This is a genomic window from Mesorhizobium sp. B2-3-12 (assembly GCF_006442205.1).
Classification (GTDB): domain Bacteria; phylum Pseudomonadota; class Alphaproteobacteria; order Rhizobiales; family Rhizobiaceae; genus Mesorhizobium.
Window position 1 is genome coordinate 1 of record NZ_VFVR01000002.1, and the last position, 20,413, is coordinate 20,413.

Below are 20,413 nucleotides of genomic sequence, written 5' to 3' on the forward strand. Positions count from 1 at the left end.
AACTAATCCCGCCCCGCCCCCGTATATCCCGCATGAACCTGATCTACGCCGTCCTCGCTTTCCTCGTCGCACTCATCTTGACCCTTGTCGGCGTGACCCGCGTCGGCTCATGGCTGGTCGAGCGCCGCGGTTCGCCGGTCGGCGCCTTCGCCGACATCGACGGCGCCCGCATCCACTATGTCCACATTCCCGCGCCAACCAATGCGGACCTGCCGCCGATCGTCTTCATCCATGGCGCCAGCGCCAATCTGAAGGACCAGATGCTGCCACTCAGGCCGTTGCTCGAAGGTCGCGCCGAAATGCTGTTCTTCGACCGACCGGGAGCCGGCTGGTCGGGACGCGGTCCCGGCAACAATGAAAATCCATCGGCACAGGCCAACACCATCGCGGCGCTAATGGACCATCTCGGCATCAAGAAGGCCATCATTGTCGGCCATTCCTTCGGCGGCGTGGTGACGGCGGCCTTCGCCCGCGAACATGCCGACAAGACGCTCGGCCTCGTCTTCCTGGCGCCGGCTACCCATCCCTGGCCTGGCGGCGCGACGTCCTGGTACTACGATGTGACCACTCTTCCGGTGATCGGCCGGCTGTTTTCCGAAACGCTGACCTATCCGGCCGGATCGCTGCAGATGGCCGATGCCACGACCTGCGTCTTCTCGCCCAACAAAGTGCCGGACAATTATCTCGCCTCGGCCTCGATCCCGCTGGTGCTGCGGCCATCGGCCTTTCGCGCCAACGCCACCGACGTCGCCGGGCTCTATCGCTATGCGCTTGGCGCGGCACCGCACTACAAGGAGATCACGGCGCCGACCGTGGTCATTTCGGGCGACAGGGACAAGGTCGTCTACGCGCATATCCATTCCGTTGGCCTGGTGCGCGACATAGCGGGCGCCGAGCTTGTCTGGGTTCACAATCTCGGCCACAAGCCGGACTGGATCGCCTCGGATCTCGTCGTCGGGGCCATCGAGAAAGTCGCTGGCAAGGATATCGATCTGGAGGCGATGGCCAGGACGGTCGAGACCCGGATATCGGGCGACGCCTATGGCGTGGGCAAATGCGCCGACATCAAGGAACCTGAAGCGGAGCTTGCGCCGACTTGACGGATGTCATCCAGGAGTCATCCGACGCGTGCGCCCCTCTCGGCAGACGTCGCCAGCCGCTAGTCTAGATGACCAGCAGCGGCGTCTTGCCGGGAACCCGAGCGTAGAGGTCCATGACGTCCTGATTGAACATGCGCACGCAGCCGGATGACGCGGATTTGCCGATCGATTTCCAGTCCGGCGATCCATGGATCCGGTAAAGCGTAGACCCCGTCCTTGAAGATGTAGAGCGCACGCGACCCGAGCGGGTTGCTGATGCCGGGCTGCATGCCCTGGCGCCATTTTTCCAGCTTCGGATCCCTGCGGATCATCGCCGAAGGCGGCGTCCAGGTCGGCCATTTGCGTTTCCACTGGACGATCGCGCGGCCCTTCCAGGAATAGCCCTGGCGCCCCAGTCCGACGCCGTAGCGCATGGCCTTGCCGCCCTCGAGCACCCAGTAAAGGTGCTTGTCGGTCGTATTGACCACGATCATGCCGGGTTTTTCGCCTGTCGGATCGTCGACGATCTGCCTCAGGAACCGCCCGTCGACCTTGGCGAACGGGATTGCCGGCAGCGCATGGCCGCCGTCTTCGACCGCGCTGTACATGCCCGCATAATCGGGCGACGCCGGGCTTACGGTTTCAGGCGCGGCGGCGTCGATGGTCGCCTTTTCCGGTTTCGGTTCGAGCGGAACCGGGGCAGGCGTGCTCGCCAAGCTGATCGACTGCCTTGGCAGTTGGGCACAGGCGGAGATGGTCGAAACGCCAATAAGCGAAAGCCCGGTCAGCAGGGACCGGCGTGAAACGGCAAATGACATTCAATATACTTTCAAGCGAAGGAAATTCGGGCGGGTGAGCGGCTGTTAGCGCCGCCTCACCGTGTCTTGTATAGTGGATCGCGGCAGCCCTGTGTCGAGACAAGGGCGGCGATGATTATCCAGACTTTTGTTGCACTGTGGCCACAGTGGGCTCTGCGCCAATGCATGTCGCCCAAAGGTGACGTCGGTTCGTGCGGTGTTCCCTCGGGAAGGCTTACCGGCCGGCTGTTTCCGACCCCACATAGGCGATCCGCAGCATGTTGGTCGATCCTGGCGTCCTGAGCGGCACACCGGCGGTGATGATGACGCGATCGCCGGGCTTGCCGAATTCTTCTTCGAGCGCAATGCGGCAGGCGCGGTTCACCATGTCGTCGAGATCGGTGGCATCGGGCGAGACGACACAGTGCGTGCCCCACAAAAGTGACAGCCGCCGCGCCGTGTTGAGGATCGGCGACAGCGCGATGATCGGCACTTGCGGCCGCTCGCGCGCGGCGCGAAGGCCTGTCGTGCCTGATGCCGTGTAGGTGATGATCGCCGACAGTTTCAGCGTCTCGGCGATCTCGCGGGCGGCCAGCGAAATGGCGTCGGCGCCCGTTGCTTCCGGCTCGGAGCGCTGCGCGTTGATGATGCCGGCATAGGTCGGGTCGGTTTCGACCTTGGCGGCGATGCGGTTCATCATCGCCACGGCTTCGACCGGATAGGCACCCGCCGCCGATTCCGCCGACAGCATGATGGCGTCCGCGCCCTCGAAGACGGCGATCGAGACATCGGAGACTTCGGCCCGGGTCGGCACCGGAGCGGTGATCATCGATTCCAGCATCTGCGTGGCGACCACCACCGGCTTGCCGGCGCGGCGCGCGGCGCGCGTGATCTGCTTCTGGATGCCGGGCACGGCTTCGAGCGGCATTTCGACACCGAGATCGCCGCGGGCGACCATCAGCGCGTCGGACAGTTCGATGATCTCGGCCAGCCGGGCCACAGCCTGCGGCTTTTCGATCTTGGCCATGATCAGCGCCCGGCCACGGGCGATCTTGCGCGCCTCGGCCAGATCTTCCGGCCGCTGCACGAAGGATAGCGCGACCCAGTCAACGCCCGTCGCCAGCACCGCGTCGAGGTCCTTGCGGTCCTTCTCGGTCAGCGCGCCGACCGGCAGGTCGGTGTCGGGCAGGCTGACGCCCTTCTTGTCGGAAATGGTGGTGCCGGCAATGACGGTGCAGACGATCGACTTGCCGTCGCTCTTCACCGCCTTCAGTTCGAGCTTGCCATCGTCGATCAGGAGGCGATGGCCTGCTTCGACCGAGCTCAGGATTTCGGGGTGCGGCAGATAGACCCTGGTCGACGTGCCGGGCTCGGGATTGTCGTCGAGCGTGAACGTCTGGCCCGGCGTCAACACTTCCTTGCCATTGGCGAACTTGCCGACACGCAGCTTCGGGCCTTGCAGGTCGGCCAGGATGCCGATCGGCCGGCCGACCTTTTCCTCGACGGATCGGATACGGCCGACCAGCGTGCGCATCAGCTCATGATCGGTATGGCTCATATTGATGCGGAACACATCGGCGCCCGCTTCGAACAGCTTCTGCAGCATCTCCTCGGACGAGGAGGCCGGACCGATTGTGGCTAGGATCTTGACCTTGCGGCTACGTCTCATTGACTATTCGTTCCCGGGGCGGCTGGGGCGCCTCCCGTTGCGGGCTCGTCGGTCAGCTGGACCATCCAGCTTGCCTGCTCGCCCGTGTCATATTCCTGGAATCCGGCGCGCTGGAAGCCCCGGGCGACGCAGTCGTTTACGCCGGCGATCTTGAACTCTTTTTCAGCCACGCACATGTTGATCGGGCCGTCCCAGCGTCCACCGCGCTCGGCGTCTTCTGCATAAAGATAGTAAAACCTTGATGACAGCGGCCCTTCGATCAACGTCTTGCAGCTCGATCCTTCGATGTGCCACCAGCCCTCGGTGATCCAACCGGCCTTGGCGCGGTAGCCGATGCCGACGCCGACCAGGTTTTGCGTGGCGTTGCAGACGCGGAAATCGGCACGCGCCGGTGAGGCCGCCACCATCGCGGACAGGCCCACGGCGAGCGTCAGGAGCGGCATGGCAAAGGCAAGGCGCGCGCGCTGCCCGCCGACGGAACCCATCCCAAAACCCCTGAAGAACCACATCAGCATCTCTCTGCGCCCCTTTTCGGAAAAGTCCGGGCGCATGTCAACGCGCCGTTTTGACCAATTCCAATCGATTTAGGAAGGCTCCCGGCGCACGATCCGTCGCCCTTGCCAGATTTCCCGGGAAACCTTGGCCAAACAACGGCATTGCGCACACGTCGTCTTCGTGGAATGACGATAGCATCCTCCCCGAAGGCCAGCGAACGACCATTTCCCGCCAATGACCCGATCCACAGTTTTCGCGCCCTTCGATATTGTCGAGGGCGACCGCAAGCGGGGCGTCGTGCTTCTGGCCGATCATGCCCGCCGCGACCTGCCGGAGGAGTATGGCAGCCTGGGCTTGCCTGCGGCCGAGTTCGATCGCCATATCGCCTATGACATCGGCGTCGAAGCGGTGACGCGCGAACTGGCGGCCCTGCTGGACGCGCCGGCGGTGCTCGCCAATTTCTCGCGGCTGCTGATCGATCCCAACCGGGGCGAGGACGATCCGACCCTCATTCGCCAGCTCTACGACGGCACCATCATTCCGGGTAATTATCCCCTGGCGCCGGAGGAGCGCGAAAGGCGGCTCGATCGCTTCTACCGCCCCTATCACGACGCCGTCGGCGCCATGATCGCGTCGGTGGCGCAGGCTTCGGGGCAAGCGCCCTTCATCTTCTCGGTGCATTCCTTCACCCCTGCCATGCAGGGCAGGCAGCGGCCCTGGCATGTCGGCATCCTCTGGGACAGGGACGACCGCGTGGCGCGGCCACTGATCGACATGCTCGCCGCCGATGCCAACCTCGTCGTTGGCGACAACGAGCCCTATGACGGCGCGCTGCGCGGCGACACCATGTTCAAGCATGCCATCGTCAATGGCTATGCCCACGCGCTGATCGAAATCCGCCAGGACCTGATAGCGGACCAGAAGGGCATTCTCGCCTGGGCCGGGCGGCTGGCCCCGATCGTTGACGCGATCGACCGCCGTGCCGATATACATGCGGTAAAGATGTTCGGCTCGCGCACCGGGCCGTTATGACGGAGGTTTCGATGACCCAACTCAGCGACGAGCAGAAGCGCGACTTCGAGGCCGCCGCCTTTCGCCGGCTGGTGAGCCATCTGCGCGAACGCAGCGACGTCCAGAACATCGACCTGATGAACCTGGCCGGCTTCTGCCGCAACTGCCTGTCGAACTGGTATCGAGAGGCGGCCAATGCCGAGGGCGTCGATCTCGGCAAGGATCAGTCGCGCGAGATCGTCTACGGCATGCCTTATGCCGAGTGGCAGGCGCTCAACCAGACAGAGGCTTCCGACGCCAAGAAGGCCGAGTTCGAGGCGCGGCGGCCTAGGGATCACTAAGTCCGTTTGGCCCAAATGCTTTCCCACAACAGCGCTTGACTGGAAATTGAATCGATCTAATTTGCCTCGCAAAGCCATTTTCTGACCGGAATCGACCCATGAATGCTTCCAACGCCATGCAGACGGCCATCCGCGGGCGATGGGCGGTGGCGGCCATTTTCCTCGCCAACGGTTTCCTGACCGGCAGCTGGGCGCCGCAGATCCCGGTGTTCCTGACCCGGCTGGATATTTCGAAATTCACCCTCGGCCTGCTGATCCTTCTGTTCGGCGCCGGCGCGGTCACCGCCATGACCTGGTGCGGTCACCTCATCTCCAAACATGGCTCGCGCACCGTGCTGCGCTGGTTCGCCCTGTGCGGCAGCCTCGGCCTGCTGGTCGTGGCGCTGGCGCCCGATGTGCCGCTGGCGGCCGTCGCCATGTTCATCTTCGGCGGCTCGATCGGCGGCATGGATGTCGCCATGAACGCCAACGCGGTGGTCGTGGAACGGCGGCTGGGGCGCGCCATCATGTCGTCCTCGCACGGCTTCTGGAGCCTTGGCGGCTTTGCCGGCGGCGCCCTTGGCGGCTTTGCCATCCAGACCTATGGCCATCTCGCCCATGCCGCGGTGGTGACCGTGCTTGCCTTCGCGGCCATCGCGGCGGCGGTGCCCCATATCGTGGCCGAAAACAGGCCGCAGGTGGCCGAGCATCATAAATTTACGTTGCCGGCAAACCCATTGGTCTACCTGATCGGCCTGATGGCCCTGCTGACGATGATTTCCGAGGGCGCGGTGCTTGACTGGGCGGCGCTGTATCTGCGGCAGGAACTCGGCGCCGACCTTGCCGTTGCCGGCCTTGCCTATGCGGCCTTCTCCGGCGTCATGGCGATCATGCGCTTCTTTGGCGATGGCGTCCGCAACCGCTTCGGCGCGGTGACGACGCTGCGCGGCTCGGCCATCGTCGCGGCCGCCGGCATGCTGATCGCCGGCCTGTCACCCTCGCCCTGGCTGGCCATCGCGGCCTTCGCGCTTTGCGGCTTCGGCATCGCCAACATGGTGCCGATCATCTTTTCGGCCGGCGGCAACCAGGAAGGCATGTCGTCGGGTACCGGCATGAGCGTCGTCACCACCATGGGGTATTCCGGCATTCTGGTGGCGCCGTCGGCGATCGGCTTCGTCGCCGAACATTTCAGCTTCGGCCCGATCTTCATCGCCATGTCGGCTCTGCTGATCGTCGTGCTTCTGATGGCCGGATTGGCTCACCGCGCCGAGTTTGCGGCCGAGCCGGCGCCTGCCGAATAGCGTTTCAAGTCCTCGTGCAGAAAGTCCGCCACGCGGCGGATGCGCACGCTGGTGCGCACGTCGCGATGCATGGCCAGCCATACCGGGAGGGTGGGCAATGACAGGCCGGGCAAAACCTTCTCCACCAGCGGATCGCGGTCCGCCAGCGGATCCTGGCCAAGACCAATGCCGTTTCCCGCCCGCACCGCTTCCCATAGAACGATCTGATTGTCGGCCCGGAAACGAAAACTGTTTCGGTTGACCGGGGCACCATACTGGGAAAAGGCTCGGATCATCTCGTCGCTGCGATCGAAGCCGATCAGGGCGTGATTGACAAGATCGGCCGGCTCCGCCGGGCGGCCGCGCCTGTCGAGATAGGAGGTCGCCGCACAGGCACAGAGCGCGATATCGCAGACCTTGCGCGCCACCAGTTCGTTCTGCGCCGGCTTGACCATGCGAATGGCGATGTCGGCATCCCGGCGCAGCAGGTTCTCGACCTGGTTCGAGGCAACGATCTCGACCTCGATGCCGGGTTCCTCGATGCCCAGCCTTGCCATCATGTCGGGCAGCACATAGGCCGCCACCACTTCGCTTGCGGCAATACGCACTGTGCCCTCGATCGCCTCGACCGAGCCCAGGGCGAGCCGTGAAAAGGCACTCGCCTGTTCGCTGACCGCCTTGCCGCGTTCGAACAGCGTGGCTCCCGCTTCCGTCAGCGCATAGCCGCTTCGCCCACGCCGGAAAAGCGTGACGCCGAGCACCTGTTCCAACTCCCCGATGTGACGGCCGAGCGTCGGCTGGCTTGCCGACAGCTTTCGCGCCGCGGCCGACAGGCTGCCGGTTTCCGCCACGGCGACGAAGCTCTTGATCAGGTTCCAGTCTATGTCATCCATTCAATAATGAATATCATGGCTACATCCGTAGTCAATTTTAATTCACCAATGAAACAGCGATATTCACCCTGCAGACACCGATAAGGACTGCAGCAACCAACCAACCAGGAGAAACTCAAATGACCAAGATCGCACTCACCGCCGCCGCCCTCCTCATCGCCGCAAGCACCGCTTTTGCCGGCAGCGACAAGTTTGGCTCGGACAATGCGAGTCAGCCGGCCGTCGCCAGCACCGACAACACGGTCACCAATTCGATCCGCAAATCCGAGGCGACCAATCAGAAGCCTGTCGTGCAGGGCAGCAACCGCGACCTCTTCGGCAGCCGCTGAACGGCGATGCCGGAGGATCCGGAAAGCGGCGGGCTTGTCCCGTCGCTTCAACTCAACCTCAGCACTTCAAAGCAAACCCCGCACTTCAAGGCAACCCGCACTTCAAGGCAAGCCCCGGACTTCAAGGCAAGCAAGGAGACCAGAAATGACCAAAATCGCAATTCTCGGTGCCAATGGCCGGCTGGGCCGCACAGTCGCCAAGGCCTTCATCGACGCCGGCTACGATGTGCGCGCCGTCACCCGCAACGGCAAGGTACCGGCTGAGCTCAAAGGCGCCACCGCATTTGCCGGCGATGCGCTGGACCGCCAGTCGCTGATCCTCGCCACGCAAGGTGTCGACATCATCTTCAACGGCTTGAACCCGATCTACACCGACTGGGGCAAATGCCTGCCGATGGCCGAAAACGTCATGGCCGCCTGCCATGCCAACGGTGCGCTACACCTCTTCCCCGGCACGGTCTACAATTACGGCTCGCCGATGCCGGTGGTGTTATCGGAAGATACGCCGTTCCATCCGACCACCGAAAAAGGCCGCATTCGCTGTGCCATGGAGGATCTGTTCCGCCGCGAGGCCGAGGCGGGCAGGGTGCGCACCATTCTCCTGCGCGCCGGCGACTTCTTCGGCGGCACCGGCAGCGGATCGTGGTTCGACCTGATCGTCGCCGCCAAGATCAACAAGGGCATCTACACAGCACCCGGTCCCGCTGACCTGGTGCATGAATGGGCCTATCTGCCGGACTTCGCCGTCGGCTTCGTCGCGCTTGCCCGCAATCTCGACAAGCTCGGTTTCTATGAGGCGCTGAACTTCCCAGGTCACGCCGTCACCGATCTCGAGATCAAGGCCGCCGCCGAGAAGGCCGTCGGCCATCAGTTGAAGATGACCGCGATGGCTTGGTGGGTGCTGTGCCTCGGCAGCCCGTTCGTGGCGATGTGGCGCGAGATCGTCTCGATGTCCTACCTGCGTTTCGAGCCGCATCGGCTGGCTTCGACGCGTCTGGAAAGCATCATCGGCGAGATCCCCCACACGCCTCTCGACCAGGCGGTGAACAAAGCCTTGCAGGATATTGGTATCGCCGTCGCACCCTCCCGGCGCCAAGCCGCCTGATCACTGAACTTGCTGGCATGAGAACGGCCGGGCTCGGTAAAGGCCCGGCCGTGAATCGTTACCGATCAGATCCTTCCCATCACCAGCAGGATCAGCACCACGACCAGGATGACGCCGACAATGCCCGATGGACCGTAGCCCCAGGAGCGCGAATGCGGCCATGCCGGCACCGCGCCGATCAGGATCAGGATCAGGATGATAACGAGAAGTGTGCTGATCGTCATTTTAAGCCCTCGCCGTCTGGTTGCATTGGAGGGAACAATGCAAAAGGCCGCCCGGTTGTTCCCGGACGGCCTTTGTTGCTTGGCTTGCGAAACGCTCTATTCCGCGGCCTTCGGGAAGCTGACTGCCGGCTCGGCGCCGACATCCGCCAGAGGCTCCGGGGACGAGATCTCGCCCTTGCCGCGCCGCAACAGCCGGCTGAACCAGCCGCGTTTGGCGCCCGGCTTGACCTTGGCGCGGGTGAACACCATCAGCATCGACGGGGTCACAACCAGCGTCAGAATGGTGGCGAAGGACAGGCCGAAGACGATCGCCGACGACAGCGAAATCCACCATTGCGTCGACGGCGCGTTGATCGTCGTCTCGTGATGGAAGATTTCCAGGCCAAGGCCGAAGGCGATCGGCAGCACACCAAGAATTGCCGACACCGCCGTCAGCACGACAGGACGCGCGCGCTCGCGGCAGGTCTGCAGCACCGCCTCCATCTTGTCCCAGCCTTCCTCGCGCAGCCGGTCATAGGTGTCGATCAGCACGATGTTGTTGTTGACCACCACGCCGGCGAGCGCGATGACGCCGATGCCCGACATGACGATGCCGAACGTCTCGCCTGTTATCAGCAGTCCGAGGAACACGCCGATCGTCGCCATGACGACGCAGGACAGCACCAGCCAGACGCTGGTGAACTTGTTGAACTGCGCGAGCAGCACCAGGAAGATCAGGAAGATCGCCGCGCCGAAGGCCTTGCTGAGGAAGGCGCTGGCTTCCGCGCTGTCCTCGTTCGAGCCGGCCAGCTTCCAGCGTATGCCGCTGCCCAGATTCATGTCGGTGACGGCCTGGGTGACCTCCTGCTGTACGACGGCGACTTGGCTGCCGGCCGTGACGTTGGCCTGCACCACCACGGTGCGGGCGCCGTCGATGCGGTTGAGGATGCCGACCGTCGGCTCGGGCTTGCGCACGACGAAGTTCGAGATCGGCACCGACCCTTGCGAGGTCTGCACCCTGAGCTCGTCCAGCGTCGACAGCGTGCGCCGGTCTTCCGGCAGACGCAGGCGGATGTCGACGGCGTCGTCCGCGCCGGCGGGCCGGTATTCGGAGAGCTTCAGCCCGTTCGTCACCAGCTGCACCACGGTGCCGACCGAAGTCGGGCTGATGCCGTATTGGGCGGCCTTGGCGCGGTCGACCTCGAGCGCCCAGTCGACGCCAGGCGGCGGCAGCCCATCGGAGATATCGATGACGCCAGGCACCTTGGCGATACGCGCCGCCACGGCGCGCGCCTTGTCGTCGAGGCCCGCGGGATCGACGGCCGAAAGCCTGATCTGGATCGGCTTGCCGGTCGGCGGGCCGGCTTCCGGCACGCGCACCTCGACGTCGACGCCGGGAATGCCGGCCATGACACCGCGCAAATCGCTCAGGATCTGGTTGGCGGATTTGCGTTCGCGCCAATCGATGAATTCGTACTGGATGACGCCGACCACGTCCTCGGGCACATCCTGGCCGCCGCCCTGCGTCTTGCCGACTCGGGTGTAGACCGATTTCACGCCGGGCCAGCCGAGCAATCTGTTTTCGGCGATCTTGGTCGCCGTATCCATTTCGGCCAGCGAAAGGTTGCCGCGGGCATGCACGTAGAGCAGGCCGTAATCCGGTTCGACGCTCGGGAAGAACTCGACACCCGCGCCATATTTCGAATAGCCAACGAAGATGCCCGCCAGCAGGACGACGGTCAGCACCAGGACCGTGATGGGAAAGCGCACCGCTTGCTTGACGACGGCCATGTACCAGCCATCGCGATTGTCGTCTTCGTGATGGTCCGGCGCCTTGGCGAAGATGGCGCCCAGGGTCGGCGCGAACACCAGCGCATAGAGCATCGAGGCCGACAGCGTCACGATCAGCGTGATCGGCATGTATTTCATGAAATCGCCGATGATGCCGGGCCAGAACAAGAGCGGCGAGAAGGCGGCGATGCGCGTCATCGTCGCGGCGATGACAGGGCCGGCCATGCGCTTGGCGGCCAGCGCGAAGGCCTCCTGCTTCGGCATGCCCTCGCTCATGCGTCGTTCGGCGAATTCGGTGACGATGATGGCGTCGTCGACCAGCATGCCGACCGCCAGGATGAGGCTGAACAGCACGATCATGTTGATCGTGTAGCCCATCATCGCAAGCAGCAGGATACCGATCAGGAAGGACGACGGAATGGCCAGCCCAATCAGCAGCGAGGCACGGCCGGAGAGCGCGTAGAGGATGACGATGAACACCAGGATCACGGCGATCATCACGTGGTTCTGCAGGTCGCCCAGCAACTGGTTGACGAAGACCGACTTGTCCTGCGTGTAGGTGACGTGCATGCCTTCGGGCATGGTCTTGACGAAGGCGTCGGAGACCTCCCTGACCTTGGTGAGTGTGTCGATCAGATTGGCGCCGATGCGCTTCTTGACTTCGATGGCGATGGCCGGCTTGCCGTTGAGGCGCGTGATCGTCGTGGCGTCGGCGAAGGTCGAGCGGATGGTCGCGATGTCCTTGGCCTGAACCACCGCATTGGGCCCGGCGACCACGGGAAGTGCAGCGACATCCTCGGGCGTCTCGATCAAGGACGGCACCTTGACGGCATATTTGCCCTGCGAGCCCTCGATGTTGCCGGCCGCGACCAGGCTGTTGGAGGCGCCGACCGCGCCGATCAGCTGGTCGAGTTGCAGGCCGTATGAAGACAGCTTCATCGGATCGATGACGACTTCGACGAGATCGTCGCGCGAGCCCTGCAACGAGCCTTCGAGAACGCCGGGCACTTCCTCGATGCGATCGCGCAGTTCACGCGCCGCCGCCGTCAAGACGCGCTCGGGCAATTCGCCCGATAGCGTGACGACGAGCACCGGGAATTCCGAGATGTTGACCTCGGTGACGACAGGCTCCTCGGCCGCCTGCGGCAGGTCGGCCTTGCCGTCCTGCACCTTGGAGCGGGTATCCTGCAGTGCTGTCGCCAGGTTCGTCTGCGGCTGGAACTCGACCAGGACGTAGCCGCCGCCCTGGAACGCGGCCGAGCGCATCTCCTTGAGGCCCTTCAGGCTTTTCAGCTTGCTTTCCATCGGCCGCAGCAGAAGTCGCTCGGAATCTTCAGGCGAAATGCCTTGATAGATCAGGCTGACATACATCATCGGAATCGGAACGTCCGGTTCCGCTTCCTTCGGCGTCGACTGATAGGCGACCCAGCCGGCGATCAGCAGGAAGACCAGGACCGAGATGGTCAGGCGGGCATTGTTGATTGCGAGTCTGACGATATCCATGACTTATGCCTGCTGTTGGCTTCGGGAGTGGCGAACGGACATGCTGTCGCCGGGCAAGGCCCGGCGCCGGCGCCCTGCGCTACTGCGTCCCGGCGGTGGCTTCACCGATCAGCTTGTTGATGGTCGCCTGGTCGGCCTCGACCGGGTTGACCTCGTCGCCTTCCTTCACCAGTTCCTGGCCGGCGACGATGATGCGCGCATCGGCCGGGATGCCGCCAAGCACGAGACCGGTCGGCGTGTCGTCGACCAGGTCGATCGGGAAGAACGCCACCTTGTTATCCTTGCCGACGGAGCGGATGCCGAGATCCCCCTTGTCGCCCAGCGTCACCACCGAGCGCGGCAAAAGCACCGCGTCGGTCGGCAAGGCGCTGAGCTGGATTTCCGCCGTCATACCGGCCGGCACCGAGCCATCGGCATTGGGGATGGCGATCTCGACGCGGAAGGTGCGGGTCGCCGACGAAGCGTCGCGGCTGATATAGCGCACGGTGCCTTCGACGGTCTGGCCGCTGACCAGCCGGACGTTGGCCTTGTCACCGATCTTGAGATAGCCGAGGTCGCGCTCGCTGATCTCGCCGCGCGCGATCACCGGGTCGAGCTTGAGGATGGTAGCCACCTCGCCGCCCTGCATGACGGAGCTGCCGAGTTCCACCGGCACCCGGTCGATGACGCCGTCGAACGGCGCTTTCACTTCGTTGCGGTCGAGCTCGGCCTGCGCGGTATCCAGCTGCGATTGCGCCAGGGTCAGATTGGAGCGGGCGGTGTCGAGCTGCAGCTTGGGCAAATTGCCGGTCCTCATCAGCCGCAGCGAGGCATCCAGTTCGGCCTGCCGCTGCGCGACGAGTTGCTTGGCATTGTCGCGCATCGAGATCTTTTCTTCCGCCGCCAGCATCAGCACCAGGTCGCCGGTCTTGACGTGATCGCCTTGCTTGACCGGCAGCTTTTCGATGATGCCGGCGACGCGGGTTGCCAGCACCGCGCGCTTGTCGGCCTCGGTCAGCCCCGAAATGCGGATGGCGCGCGCATAGGTCTTGCGCGGCGGTGTCACCACCGCGACGGTGCGCAACGGGGCCTTGGGTTCGGCTTCCGCCGTCTTCGGCTTGCTCGCGTCCGGCGCCTTGCCCTGCTCGACCTCGGCTGCCTTGGCCTTGTTGGCCGCTACGCTGCCGACCGACGAGAACTCGCCTGTCGCCATCCAGGCCGCGAAACCGATGAGCACAACAATGGCTGCAAGCTTGTGAAACCTGATTTTAGGCATCGTCGTTTTTCCGTTGCGGGTTCGGCCAGCACCGCGCCTTGCGTAGCGCGGGCGCGTCGCCGATATGGGTGCGCGCCTGACCGTGTTCAAATTGCCGTGATCGGCGAGCGCGCTTCTACATCAAAGTTGCACCGCAATATAGTCCGAAAGTTGCAGCAGCATTGCGTAGCCGGACAAGGTGTGACCGCGATGAAACGGTTCTCGTGACTTGCCCTGTTACTCTGCCGATGCCTGCCCCCGGTTGCCGATCCGCCCTTGAAACGCCGACCACGGGCGGCCGGTCCGGCCGGCCATGGGTCCGTCCGCCAGTCCCGAAATACAGCCGCCATGCAAATCGCGTCTCTGATTGGAAGCGCCGGTATGAAGCCAACGATCCTTATCCGTTCGGTCGGCAAGGGTCGATTGCCGTAGCGCGGCCAAATAACTGAAATTGCTTTGGAAATGGCTTCACAATTCCTTCAGGTCGCGTCCGCCCGACCCAGTCGGCCAAAGTCCAGACAGATGCTGAAAACGCCAATGCGTCGACGCTACGAAGCCCGGATCGGTATATCTTGACATGCGCGAGATCGGGCCCGAAGCGACGAGAGCGCTTGTATCTCGCCCCATTGACGATTCCTTGTCGACCGTTGCGCCCTTTGTTCGCGACCCCGCCTCGGACCCGCGCCGCTCAAACCGTCGGTGGCAGCAGGCGTCAGCATGATGTGGGCTCGCCCGCACGCCAGGGTTGCTGTCAGGCCAACAAGCTTTCTCCTCCGCGGCCCTTGCAATGCGTGCAGGCAAACGATGCCGACGGGCTCAGGCCCGACGGCGCTCTGCCTCCGGGTTCTTGCGCACGGCGAGGAATTCCTTCACCCGGCGGCCCGGTGCGGGACCACGCACCGGCTTGAAACCGTCATCGAGTTCGCCGGAAAGATCGAGCGTAGCGCGCTTGCCGACGGCGTCGTAATTCTCTTCAAGCCAGTCGCTGGCGGCGGTGCGGCCGAGGTCGCGCAGATAGGTCAGGAACGCCCATTCTGCATTGACCTTCGAGGATGCCGACAGATCCTTGAACGCCTCGTCGGCATCGATGCGATGCATGCGGATGTCGCGGTATTCGCCATGCGGCAGGCGGCCGGCAGCGATCAGTTCCTTGACGAAGGCGATCGAGCGGAACTCGCGCAGCAGCCCGGCATTGAAGGTGATCTCGTCGATGCGGTTCTGGATCTCGTTGGCGCTCCTTGGTGTCCCCTCGCGCACCACCGGATTGATCTGCACCAGAAGCACGTCCTCGGTCGCCGCCGTCTTGAAGAACGGATAGAGCGCCGGATTGCCGCCATAGCCGCCATCCCAGTAGGGCACGCCCTTGATCTCGACGGCGCGGAACAGTTGCGGCAGGCAGGCCGAGGCCATCACCGTGTCGAGGTCGATCTCGCCATCGGAAAATACCCGCAACTGCCCCGTCTCGACATTGGTGGCGGAAATAAACAATTCCATCGACTTGCAGGCGCGAACATTCCTGAAGTCGATCTCCTGCGCGACCACGTCGCGCAGCGGATTGAGGCCGAGCGGGTTGGCGACATAGGGCGAGAACACCCGCGACATGGTGTCGAAGAAGACATAGCCCGGCGTGTTCTCGATCGACCAGTTGCCCCAGGCAATGTCCCAGGGCATGCGTTGCACCGGACTGAACCGGCCCTTGGCCGCCACCGCGTGCCAGAAATCGTCGAGCTTTTTCCGCGCGCCCTCGACCCCGCCGCGCACGAAACCATCGGCCAATGCGACCGCGTTCATGGCGCCGGCGCTTGTGCCGGAAACGGCCGATATATCCAGCCTGCCGTCCTCGAGCAGCCGGTCGAGCACGCCCCAGGAGAAAGCGCCGTGCGAGCCGCCGCCCTGGAGCGCGATGTTGATCTTCTTCTTTTCCTCCGCCTTGCCGTTCTTCGTCATGGCGTTCCTGTCATCCCGATGCGCCAGCCTGCCCTTACGTCATTGAAAGGAATCAGCTATCGCCGACTTATGTTGCAGTGCACCATATAAGGACGAACCTAGGCAAGAACAGGAACACGGTCGCGTGATCACATGAAATTTCGGTCATGAGAAAAGCCCTCCGCCGTGCAAGGCGGAGAGGCGGGAGCTTCCAAAACAGGCATGAACTTGGCGGACAGGGCTAGGCGACGAGGTCCGGCACCGGCCCGACATACCGTGACTGCGGACGGATCAGCCGTCCGGTGGTCTGCTGTTCGCGGGCATGCGCAACCCAGCCGGCGACGCGCCCGGCGGCAAAGACATTGCTGAACGCGCCCGGCGGAAAGCCCGATGCTTCCAGGACGAGCGCGGTGTAGAACTCGACATTGGTCTGCAGCGAGCGGTGCGGCTTGGCGATCCGAAGCACCTCGAGCGCCGTCTGCTCGACGGTTTCGGCGAAGGCCAGCCGGCGGCCGGTCTCGCCTTCGCCACCAAGCTTGCGCACCACCGCTTTCAGCACATCGGCGCGCGGATCCCGCACGCGGTAGATGCGATGGCCGAACCCCATGATGCGCCGGCCTTGCGCGATCTCGTTACGCAGCCAGCCGGCCGCGTCGCCATGCGCGACGATGGCGTCGAGCATCTCGATGACCGGCCCGGGCGCGCCGCCATGCAGCGGTCCCTTGAGGGCACCGAGGCCCGCCAGCACCGACGACGTCAGCCCGGCCTGCGTCGAGGCAACCACGCGAGTGGCGAAGGTGGAGGCATTGAGGCCGTGGTCGCAGACGGTCACCAGATAGGTGTCGAGGGCCTTGGCCAGCTCGGGCGAAACAGACTTGCCGTTGAGCATGCGCAGCATGTCCGCGGCATGGTCGGCCCTGCCGTATGGCGCGACCGGCTGCTCGCCGCGCCGCAGGCGCAGCAGCGCCGGCGTCAGCACCGCGGGCGCCGCGATCAGCCGCAAGGCGTCCGTCAGCGTCTCGCCATCCGGCAGCAGCGCCATGCCGGCGCGCATGGCGCTGTAGACCTCAAGCGGGGCCAGCAAGGGCAGCGCTGGCACGACCCGGTCGAAGACATCGACGCGTGCCTCACCCAGTCTTGCCGCCAGTTCGGCGTCATCGGGCAGATTTTCGAAGAATCCGTCGAGCAGCAGGCGCACGACCTGGACGTAGCTCCATCGTCCAGCCAATTGCGCGAGCGCATGACCGCGGATCGTCAGATGACCGCCAAGTCCGTCCACATCCGACAGCGAGGTTTCCGCCGCCACCACATCATCGAGCCCATTCGCCATAGCCTTGTCTCCTTGAAGCTTTTCCCGATGGGAGATAAGGGTGAGCGCTATATCCATCAATCTTGATCAACAGAATCAATATCAGGGCCAAAAATGTCGGAATGGTTGTCGCGGGAGGAGGCACTGGAAAGGCTTCGCGTGAGGCCGCAGACACTCTACGCCTATGTCAGCCGTGGCCGCATCGGCATGCGCCCGGACCGCGAAGATCCGCGCCGCAGCCAATACCGCGCCGACGACATCGTCGCGCTGGCAACGCGAAGGGCGCGCGGACGCAGCCCCTCGGCCATCGCCGAAAGCGCGATCGCCTGGGGCGAGCCCTCGATCGTCACGGCGATTTCGACCGTCTGGCACAGCCGCCTCATCTGTCGGGGCCGGGACGCCGTTGCGCTGTCCGACCATGCCACGCTGGAAGAAACCGCTGGCGTGCTCTGGGCCATGCCTCAACCCGTTCGTTTCGAAGCGCCACCAACAGATGCGCCCCGCCCGCCCGGCCGCGCCCAGGCCTTTGCGCAACTCGCTCTGCTTGCCGGCCAGTCGCGGCCTTCCCTGGGACGGAGTGCCGCCTCGCTGTGCGCTGATGCCGCGCATGCGATCGGCGTGCTGGCCAGCGCCCTCGGCGCCGAGGCGGGGCCGGATCCGGTGCATATGCGATTGGCACGGGGCTGGTCGGTGGACGACGATGGCGCGGACGCGATCCGGCGCGCCCTTGTGCTGCTCGCCGATCACGAACTCAACGCTTCGACCTTCGCCGCCCGCGTCGCCGCCTCGACCGGCGCCTCGCCCGCCGCCTGTCTGATGGCGGGCCTGGCGACGCTGTCCGGCCCACGCCATGGCGGCGCCGGCGAAGCGCTGATGCAGTTGACCGAAGACGCGGCGCGGCATGGCGCCGATGCCGCGATCCGGCGCTGGCTCGGCCACGACCGGCCGCTGCCGGGTTTCGGCCATCAGCTCTATCCCGAGGGCGATCCCCGGGCCATGGCGCTTCTGGCGGTCATCGACAACACCGACGAGACATTGCGGTCGCTGGAAACCGCCGCCATTGCCGCGACCGGCGCGCCAGCGAATATCGACTTTGCCCTGGCCGTGCTGACGCGCGGCCTTGGCCTGCCGCGCGATGCACCGTTCCACCTGTTCGCGCTTGGACGCAGTGTCGGCTGGGCCGCGCATATGGTCGAGCAGATCCTGAGCGGCAGCATCATCCGGCCGCGCGGCCGCTATGAGGGATTGCTGCCGTAAACGGCGTGAGCGCTATGTGCTCACGACATCGTGTCGAGCTTGCGCTGCATGGCCGCGATCTGGCTTTTCAGCTCCTGAAGGTCGTCGGACTTCTCAGGCGCTTCCTTCCTGGCTGGCTCGATCGGGGCAGCGGCCGGCGCCGGGCCAATGGGCGGAAATGGTGTGAACAGCCGCATCGCGTTCTGGAACATTTCCATGTTGCGCCGGGTCTGCTCTTCGAGCGCCTTCATCGGCGTCGCCATCTTCATCACGTCGAGCGGCGACTTGCCGATGGCGCCCTTCATCTGCTCGCGAAAGCGCTCCTGCTCCTTGGAGAAAGCCAACATCGACTGTTCGAGGAAGCTCGGCACGATCATCTGCATCTGGTCGCCATAATAGGCGATCAGCTGGCGCAGGAACGGGATCGGCAGCATGTTCTGCCCGTCCTTGTTCTCCAGCTCGAAGATGATCTGGGTCAGCACCGGATGGGTGATGTCGTCACCGGTCTTGGCATCCTGGACGGTGAATTCCTCGCCCTTCTTGACCATCTCGGCCAGATCCTCGAGCGTCACATAGGTGCTCGTCCCCGTGTTATAGAGGCGGCGGTTGGCGTATTTCTTGATAATGATCGGGTCGTCTTTTGCGGCCATCTGCATCCTCCCCGGACACCGGCAAGCCTGCGTAAGCAGCCGGTAACGATTGCGCCCTTTTTGAGGATATGCGCAAAAGCCTCACAATTCCAAGCAGTTTGTGCACTGCGGGATCATATAATGCTGCATAGCAGGCAAAACATGCTGCGCAGCAGCGGCCGTACCCTCGGCGCGGCGAGACGCGACCTGCTTGCGGCGCATGGGCGCCATGCCGATTTCCGGTTTGACTTGGGGTTGGGAAACGGCAAGAAAAGTCCCCAACGGCACAACAACACCTTGAAGTCTGGAGAAGAAAATGTCCGCTTCCATCGTCATTGCCAGCGCCGCGCGCACGGCCGTCGGCTCCTTCAACGGCGCCTTCGCCGCCACCCCCGCGCATGAACTCGGCGCCGTCGTCGTCAGGGAACTTTTGGCGCGTGCCGGTGTCGAGGCGGCCGAGGTGGACGAGGTCATCCTCGGCCAGGTGCTGACCGCGGCGCAAGGTCAGAACCCGGCCCGCCAAGCCTCGATCCTTGCTGGCCTGCCCAAGGAAACCACCGCCTGGGGCCTCAACCAGGTGTGCGGCTCGGGCCTGCGCGCCATCGCGCTCGGCATGCAGCAGATCGCCACCGGCGACGCCAAGGTGATCATCGCTGGCGGCCAGGAATCGATGTCGCTGTCCCCGCACGCCGAGCACCTGCGCGCCGGCGTCAAGATGGGCGACTACAAGATGATCGACACTATGATCAAGGACGGGCTGTGGGACGCCTTCAATGGCTATCACATGGGCAACACCGCCGAGAACGTGGCGCGCCAGTTCCAGATCACCCGCGACGACCAGGACCAGTTCGCGCTGGCCTCGCAGAACAAGGCCGAAGCCGCGCAGAAGGCTGGCAAGTTCAAGGACGAGATCGTCGCCTTCACCATCAAGGGCAAGAAGGGCGACACCATTGTCGACCAGGACGAATATATCCGCCATGGCGCGACGATCGACGCCATGACCAAGCTGAAGCCGGCCTTCGACAAGGACGGCACGGTGACCGCCGCCAACGCCTCCGGCATCAATGACGGTGCCGCCGGCGCGCTGCTGATGACCGAAGCCGAAGCCGCCAGGCGCGGCATCACCCCGCTGGCGCGCATCGCCTCCTGGGCGACCGCCGGCGTCGATCCCGCTATCATGGGCACCGGCCCCATCCCCGCCTCGCGCAAGGCTCTGGAAAAGGCAGGCTGGTCCGTCGGCGATCTCGATCTTGTCGAGGCCAACGAGGCTTTCGCGGCGCAGGCCTGCGCCGTCAACAAGGACATGGGCTGGGATCCCTCGATCGTCAACGTCAATGGCGGCGCCATCGCCATCGGCCATCCGATCGGCGCCTCGGGCGCCCGCGTCTTCAACACGCTGATCTACGAAATGCGCCGTCGCGGTGCCAAGAAGGGCCTCGCCACGCTCTGCATCGGCGGCGGCATGGGCGTCGCCATGTGCGTGGAAGCGCTCTGAAGAAAGTGAGCAGTGAATAGGAGTAGCGAATAGGGAAGAATGGCTTCAGCGCGGCGGGACATCAAATCCCTACTCGCTATTGGCTACTCCCTACTCACTCTTCCGACCA

General features: G+C 64.3%; 18 protein-coding genes and 1 pseudogene. 8 read left to right on the forward strand and 11 right to left on the reverse strand.

Going from position 1 to position 20,413, the window contains the following annotated elements:
- The first annotated feature begins 32 nt into the window (after positions 1-32).
- Positions 33-1,100: an alpha/beta hydrolase gene (locus FJ948_RS05225; protein ID WP_140702277.1), complete on the forward strand. Its 1,068-nt coding sequence runs from the start codon at positions 33-35 to the stop codon at positions 1,098-1,100.
- 64 nt (positions 1,101-1,164) lie between these two features.
- Here the strand turns inward: FJ948_RS05225 and FJ948_RS05230 are convergent.
- The 3 genes and pseudogenes from FJ948_RS05230 to FJ948_RS05240 form a co-directional block, all read right to left on the reverse strand.
- Positions 1,165-1,897 (reverse strand): annotated as a pseudogene (locus FJ948_RS05230) (L,D-transpeptidase).
- Between the two features lie 214 nt (positions 1,898-2,111).
- On the reverse strand, positions 2,112-3,545 hold the full coding sequence (gene pyk, locus FJ948_RS05235; RefSeq protein ID WP_140702279.1) for a pyruvate kinase: 1,434 nt from the start codon (positions 3,543-3,545) through the stop codon (positions 2,112-2,114).
- Entirely contained in the window at positions 3,542-4,060 is a 519-nt protein-coding gene (locus FJ948_RS05240; RefSeq protein WP_181173617.1) for a DUF1036 domain-containing protein, read from the reverse strand. The genes pyk and FJ948_RS05240 overlap by 4 nt, the downstream gene beginning before the upstream one ends.
- A 214-nt stretch (positions 4,061-4,274) precedes the next feature.
- Between FJ948_RS05240 and FJ948_RS05245 the strand changes: the two genes are divergently transcribed.
- The 3 genes from FJ948_RS05245 (at position 4,275) to FJ948_RS05255 (ending at position 6,672) form a co-directional block, all read left to right on the forward strand.
- The gene (locus tag FJ948_RS05245) at positions 4,275-5,072 is read left to right on the forward strand and encodes an N-formylglutamate amidohydrolase (RefSeq protein ID WP_140702281.1); all 798 of its coding nucleotides are present in this window, start codon (positions 4,275-4,277) and stop codon (positions 5,070-5,072) included.
- Between the two features lie 11 nt (positions 5,073-5,083).
- A complete protein-coding gene (locus FJ948_RS05250) occupies positions 5,084-5,392 on the forward strand; it encodes a DUF1244 domain-containing protein (RefSeq protein ID WP_140702283.1) in 309 nt (102 codons plus the stop codon).
- 98 nt (positions 5,393-5,490) lie between these two features.
- A complete protein-coding gene (locus FJ948_RS05255; RefSeq protein WP_140702285.1) occupies positions 5,491-6,672 on the forward strand; it encodes an MFS transporter in 1,182 nt (393 codons plus the stop codon).
- On the opposite strand, the gene FJ948_RS05260 is transcribed toward FJ948_RS05255, so the two are convergent.
- Entirely contained in the window at positions 6,630-7,544 is a 915-nt protein-coding gene (locus tag FJ948_RS05260) for a LysR family transcriptional regulator (RefSeq protein ID WP_140702287.1), read from the reverse strand. The genes FJ948_RS05255 and FJ948_RS05260 overlap by 43 nt on opposite strands.
- Before the next feature lie 119 nt (positions 7,545-7,663).
- Here FJ948_RS05260 and FJ948_RS05265 point away from each other — a divergent pair, with 119 nt between their 5' ends.
- Positions 7,664-7,873, forward strand: coding sequence for a DUF680 domain-containing protein (locus FJ948_RS05265; RefSeq protein WP_140702289.1), 210 nt, complete (start codon positions 7,664-7,666; stop codon positions 7,871-7,873).
- 145 nt (positions 7,874-8,018) lie between these two features.
- On the forward strand, positions 8,019-8,978 hold the full coding sequence (locus FJ948_RS05270) for an SDR family oxidoreductase (RefSeq protein WP_140702291.1): 960 nt from the start codon (positions 8,019-8,021) through the stop codon (positions 8,976-8,978).
- 65 nt (positions 8,979-9,043) lie between these two features.
- Here FJ948_RS05270 and FJ948_RS05275 read toward each other — a convergent pair whose 3' ends face one another.
- The 5 genes from FJ948_RS05275 to FJ948_RS05295 all read right to left on the reverse strand — a co-directional run bounded on the left by FJ948_RS05275 (position 9,044) and on the right by FJ948_RS05295 (position 16,965).
- Positions 9,044-9,202, reverse strand: a complete 159-nt coding sequence (locus FJ948_RS05275) for a DUF3309 family protein (protein WP_140702293.1) — start codon at positions 9,200-9,202, stop codon at positions 9,044-9,046.
- Between the two features lie 96 nt (positions 9,203-9,298).
- Positions 9,299-12,475 (reverse strand): efflux RND transporter permease subunit, encoded by a 3,177-nt coding sequence (locus FJ948_RS05280; RefSeq protein WP_140702295.1) that lies wholly within the window; start codon positions 12,473-12,475, stop codon positions 9,299-9,301.
- Between the two features lie 79 nt (positions 12,476-12,554).
- Positions 12,555-13,730: an efflux RND transporter periplasmic adaptor subunit gene (locus tag FJ948_RS05285; RefSeq protein WP_140702296.1), complete on the reverse strand. Its 1,176-nt coding sequence runs from the start codon at positions 13,728-13,730 to the stop codon at positions 12,555-12,557.
- 795 nt (positions 13,731-14,525) lie between these two features.
- Complete coding sequence (locus FJ948_RS05290; RefSeq protein WP_140702298.1) at positions 14,526-15,656, reverse strand: patatin-like phospholipase family protein; 1,131 nt, start codon at positions 15,654-15,656, stop codon at positions 14,526-14,528.
- Positions 15,657-15,876: 220 nt separating this feature from the next.
- Positions 15,877-16,965 carry a citrate synthase/methylcitrate synthase gene (locus FJ948_RS05295; protein WP_140702300.1) on the reverse strand — a complete coding sequence of 363 codons (1,089 nt, stop codon included), beginning with the start codon at positions 16,963-16,965 and terminating at the stop codon, positions 15,877-15,879.
- Between the two features lie 93 nt (positions 16,966-17,058).
- Here FJ948_RS05295 and FJ948_RS05300 point away from each other — a divergent pair, with 93 nt between their 5' ends.
- On the forward strand, positions 17,059-18,201 hold the full coding sequence (locus FJ948_RS05300; protein ID WP_140702301.1) for a citrate synthase: 1,143 nt from the start codon (positions 17,059-17,061) through the stop codon (positions 18,199-18,201).
- 20 nt (positions 18,202-18,221) lie between these two features.
- On the opposite strand, the gene phaR is transcribed toward FJ948_RS05300, so the two are convergent.
- Together phaR and FJ948_RS05310 are read right to left on the reverse strand one after the other, a co-directional pair.
- The gene (gene phaR / locus FJ948_RS05305) at positions 18,222-18,830 is read right to left on the reverse strand and encodes a polyhydroxyalkanoate synthesis repressor PhaR (RefSeq protein ID WP_140702303.1); all 609 of its coding nucleotides are present in this window, start codon (positions 18,828-18,830) and stop codon (positions 18,222-18,224) included.
- Positions 18,831-18,911: 81 nt separating this feature from the next.
- Entirely contained in the window at positions 18,912-19,145 is a 234-nt protein-coding gene (locus tag FJ948_RS05310; RefSeq protein WP_140702304.1) for a hypothetical protein, read from the reverse strand.
- Here FJ948_RS05310 and FJ948_RS05315 point away from each other — a divergent pair.
- On the forward strand, positions 19,126-20,304 hold the full coding sequence (locus FJ948_RS05315) for an acetyl-CoA C-acetyltransferase (protein WP_140702306.1): 1,179 nt from the start codon (positions 19,126-19,128) through the stop codon (positions 20,302-20,304). The two genes, FJ948_RS05310 and FJ948_RS05315, sit on opposite strands and share 20 nt — an antisense overlap.
- Positions 20,305-20,413 lie beyond the last annotated feature (109 nt).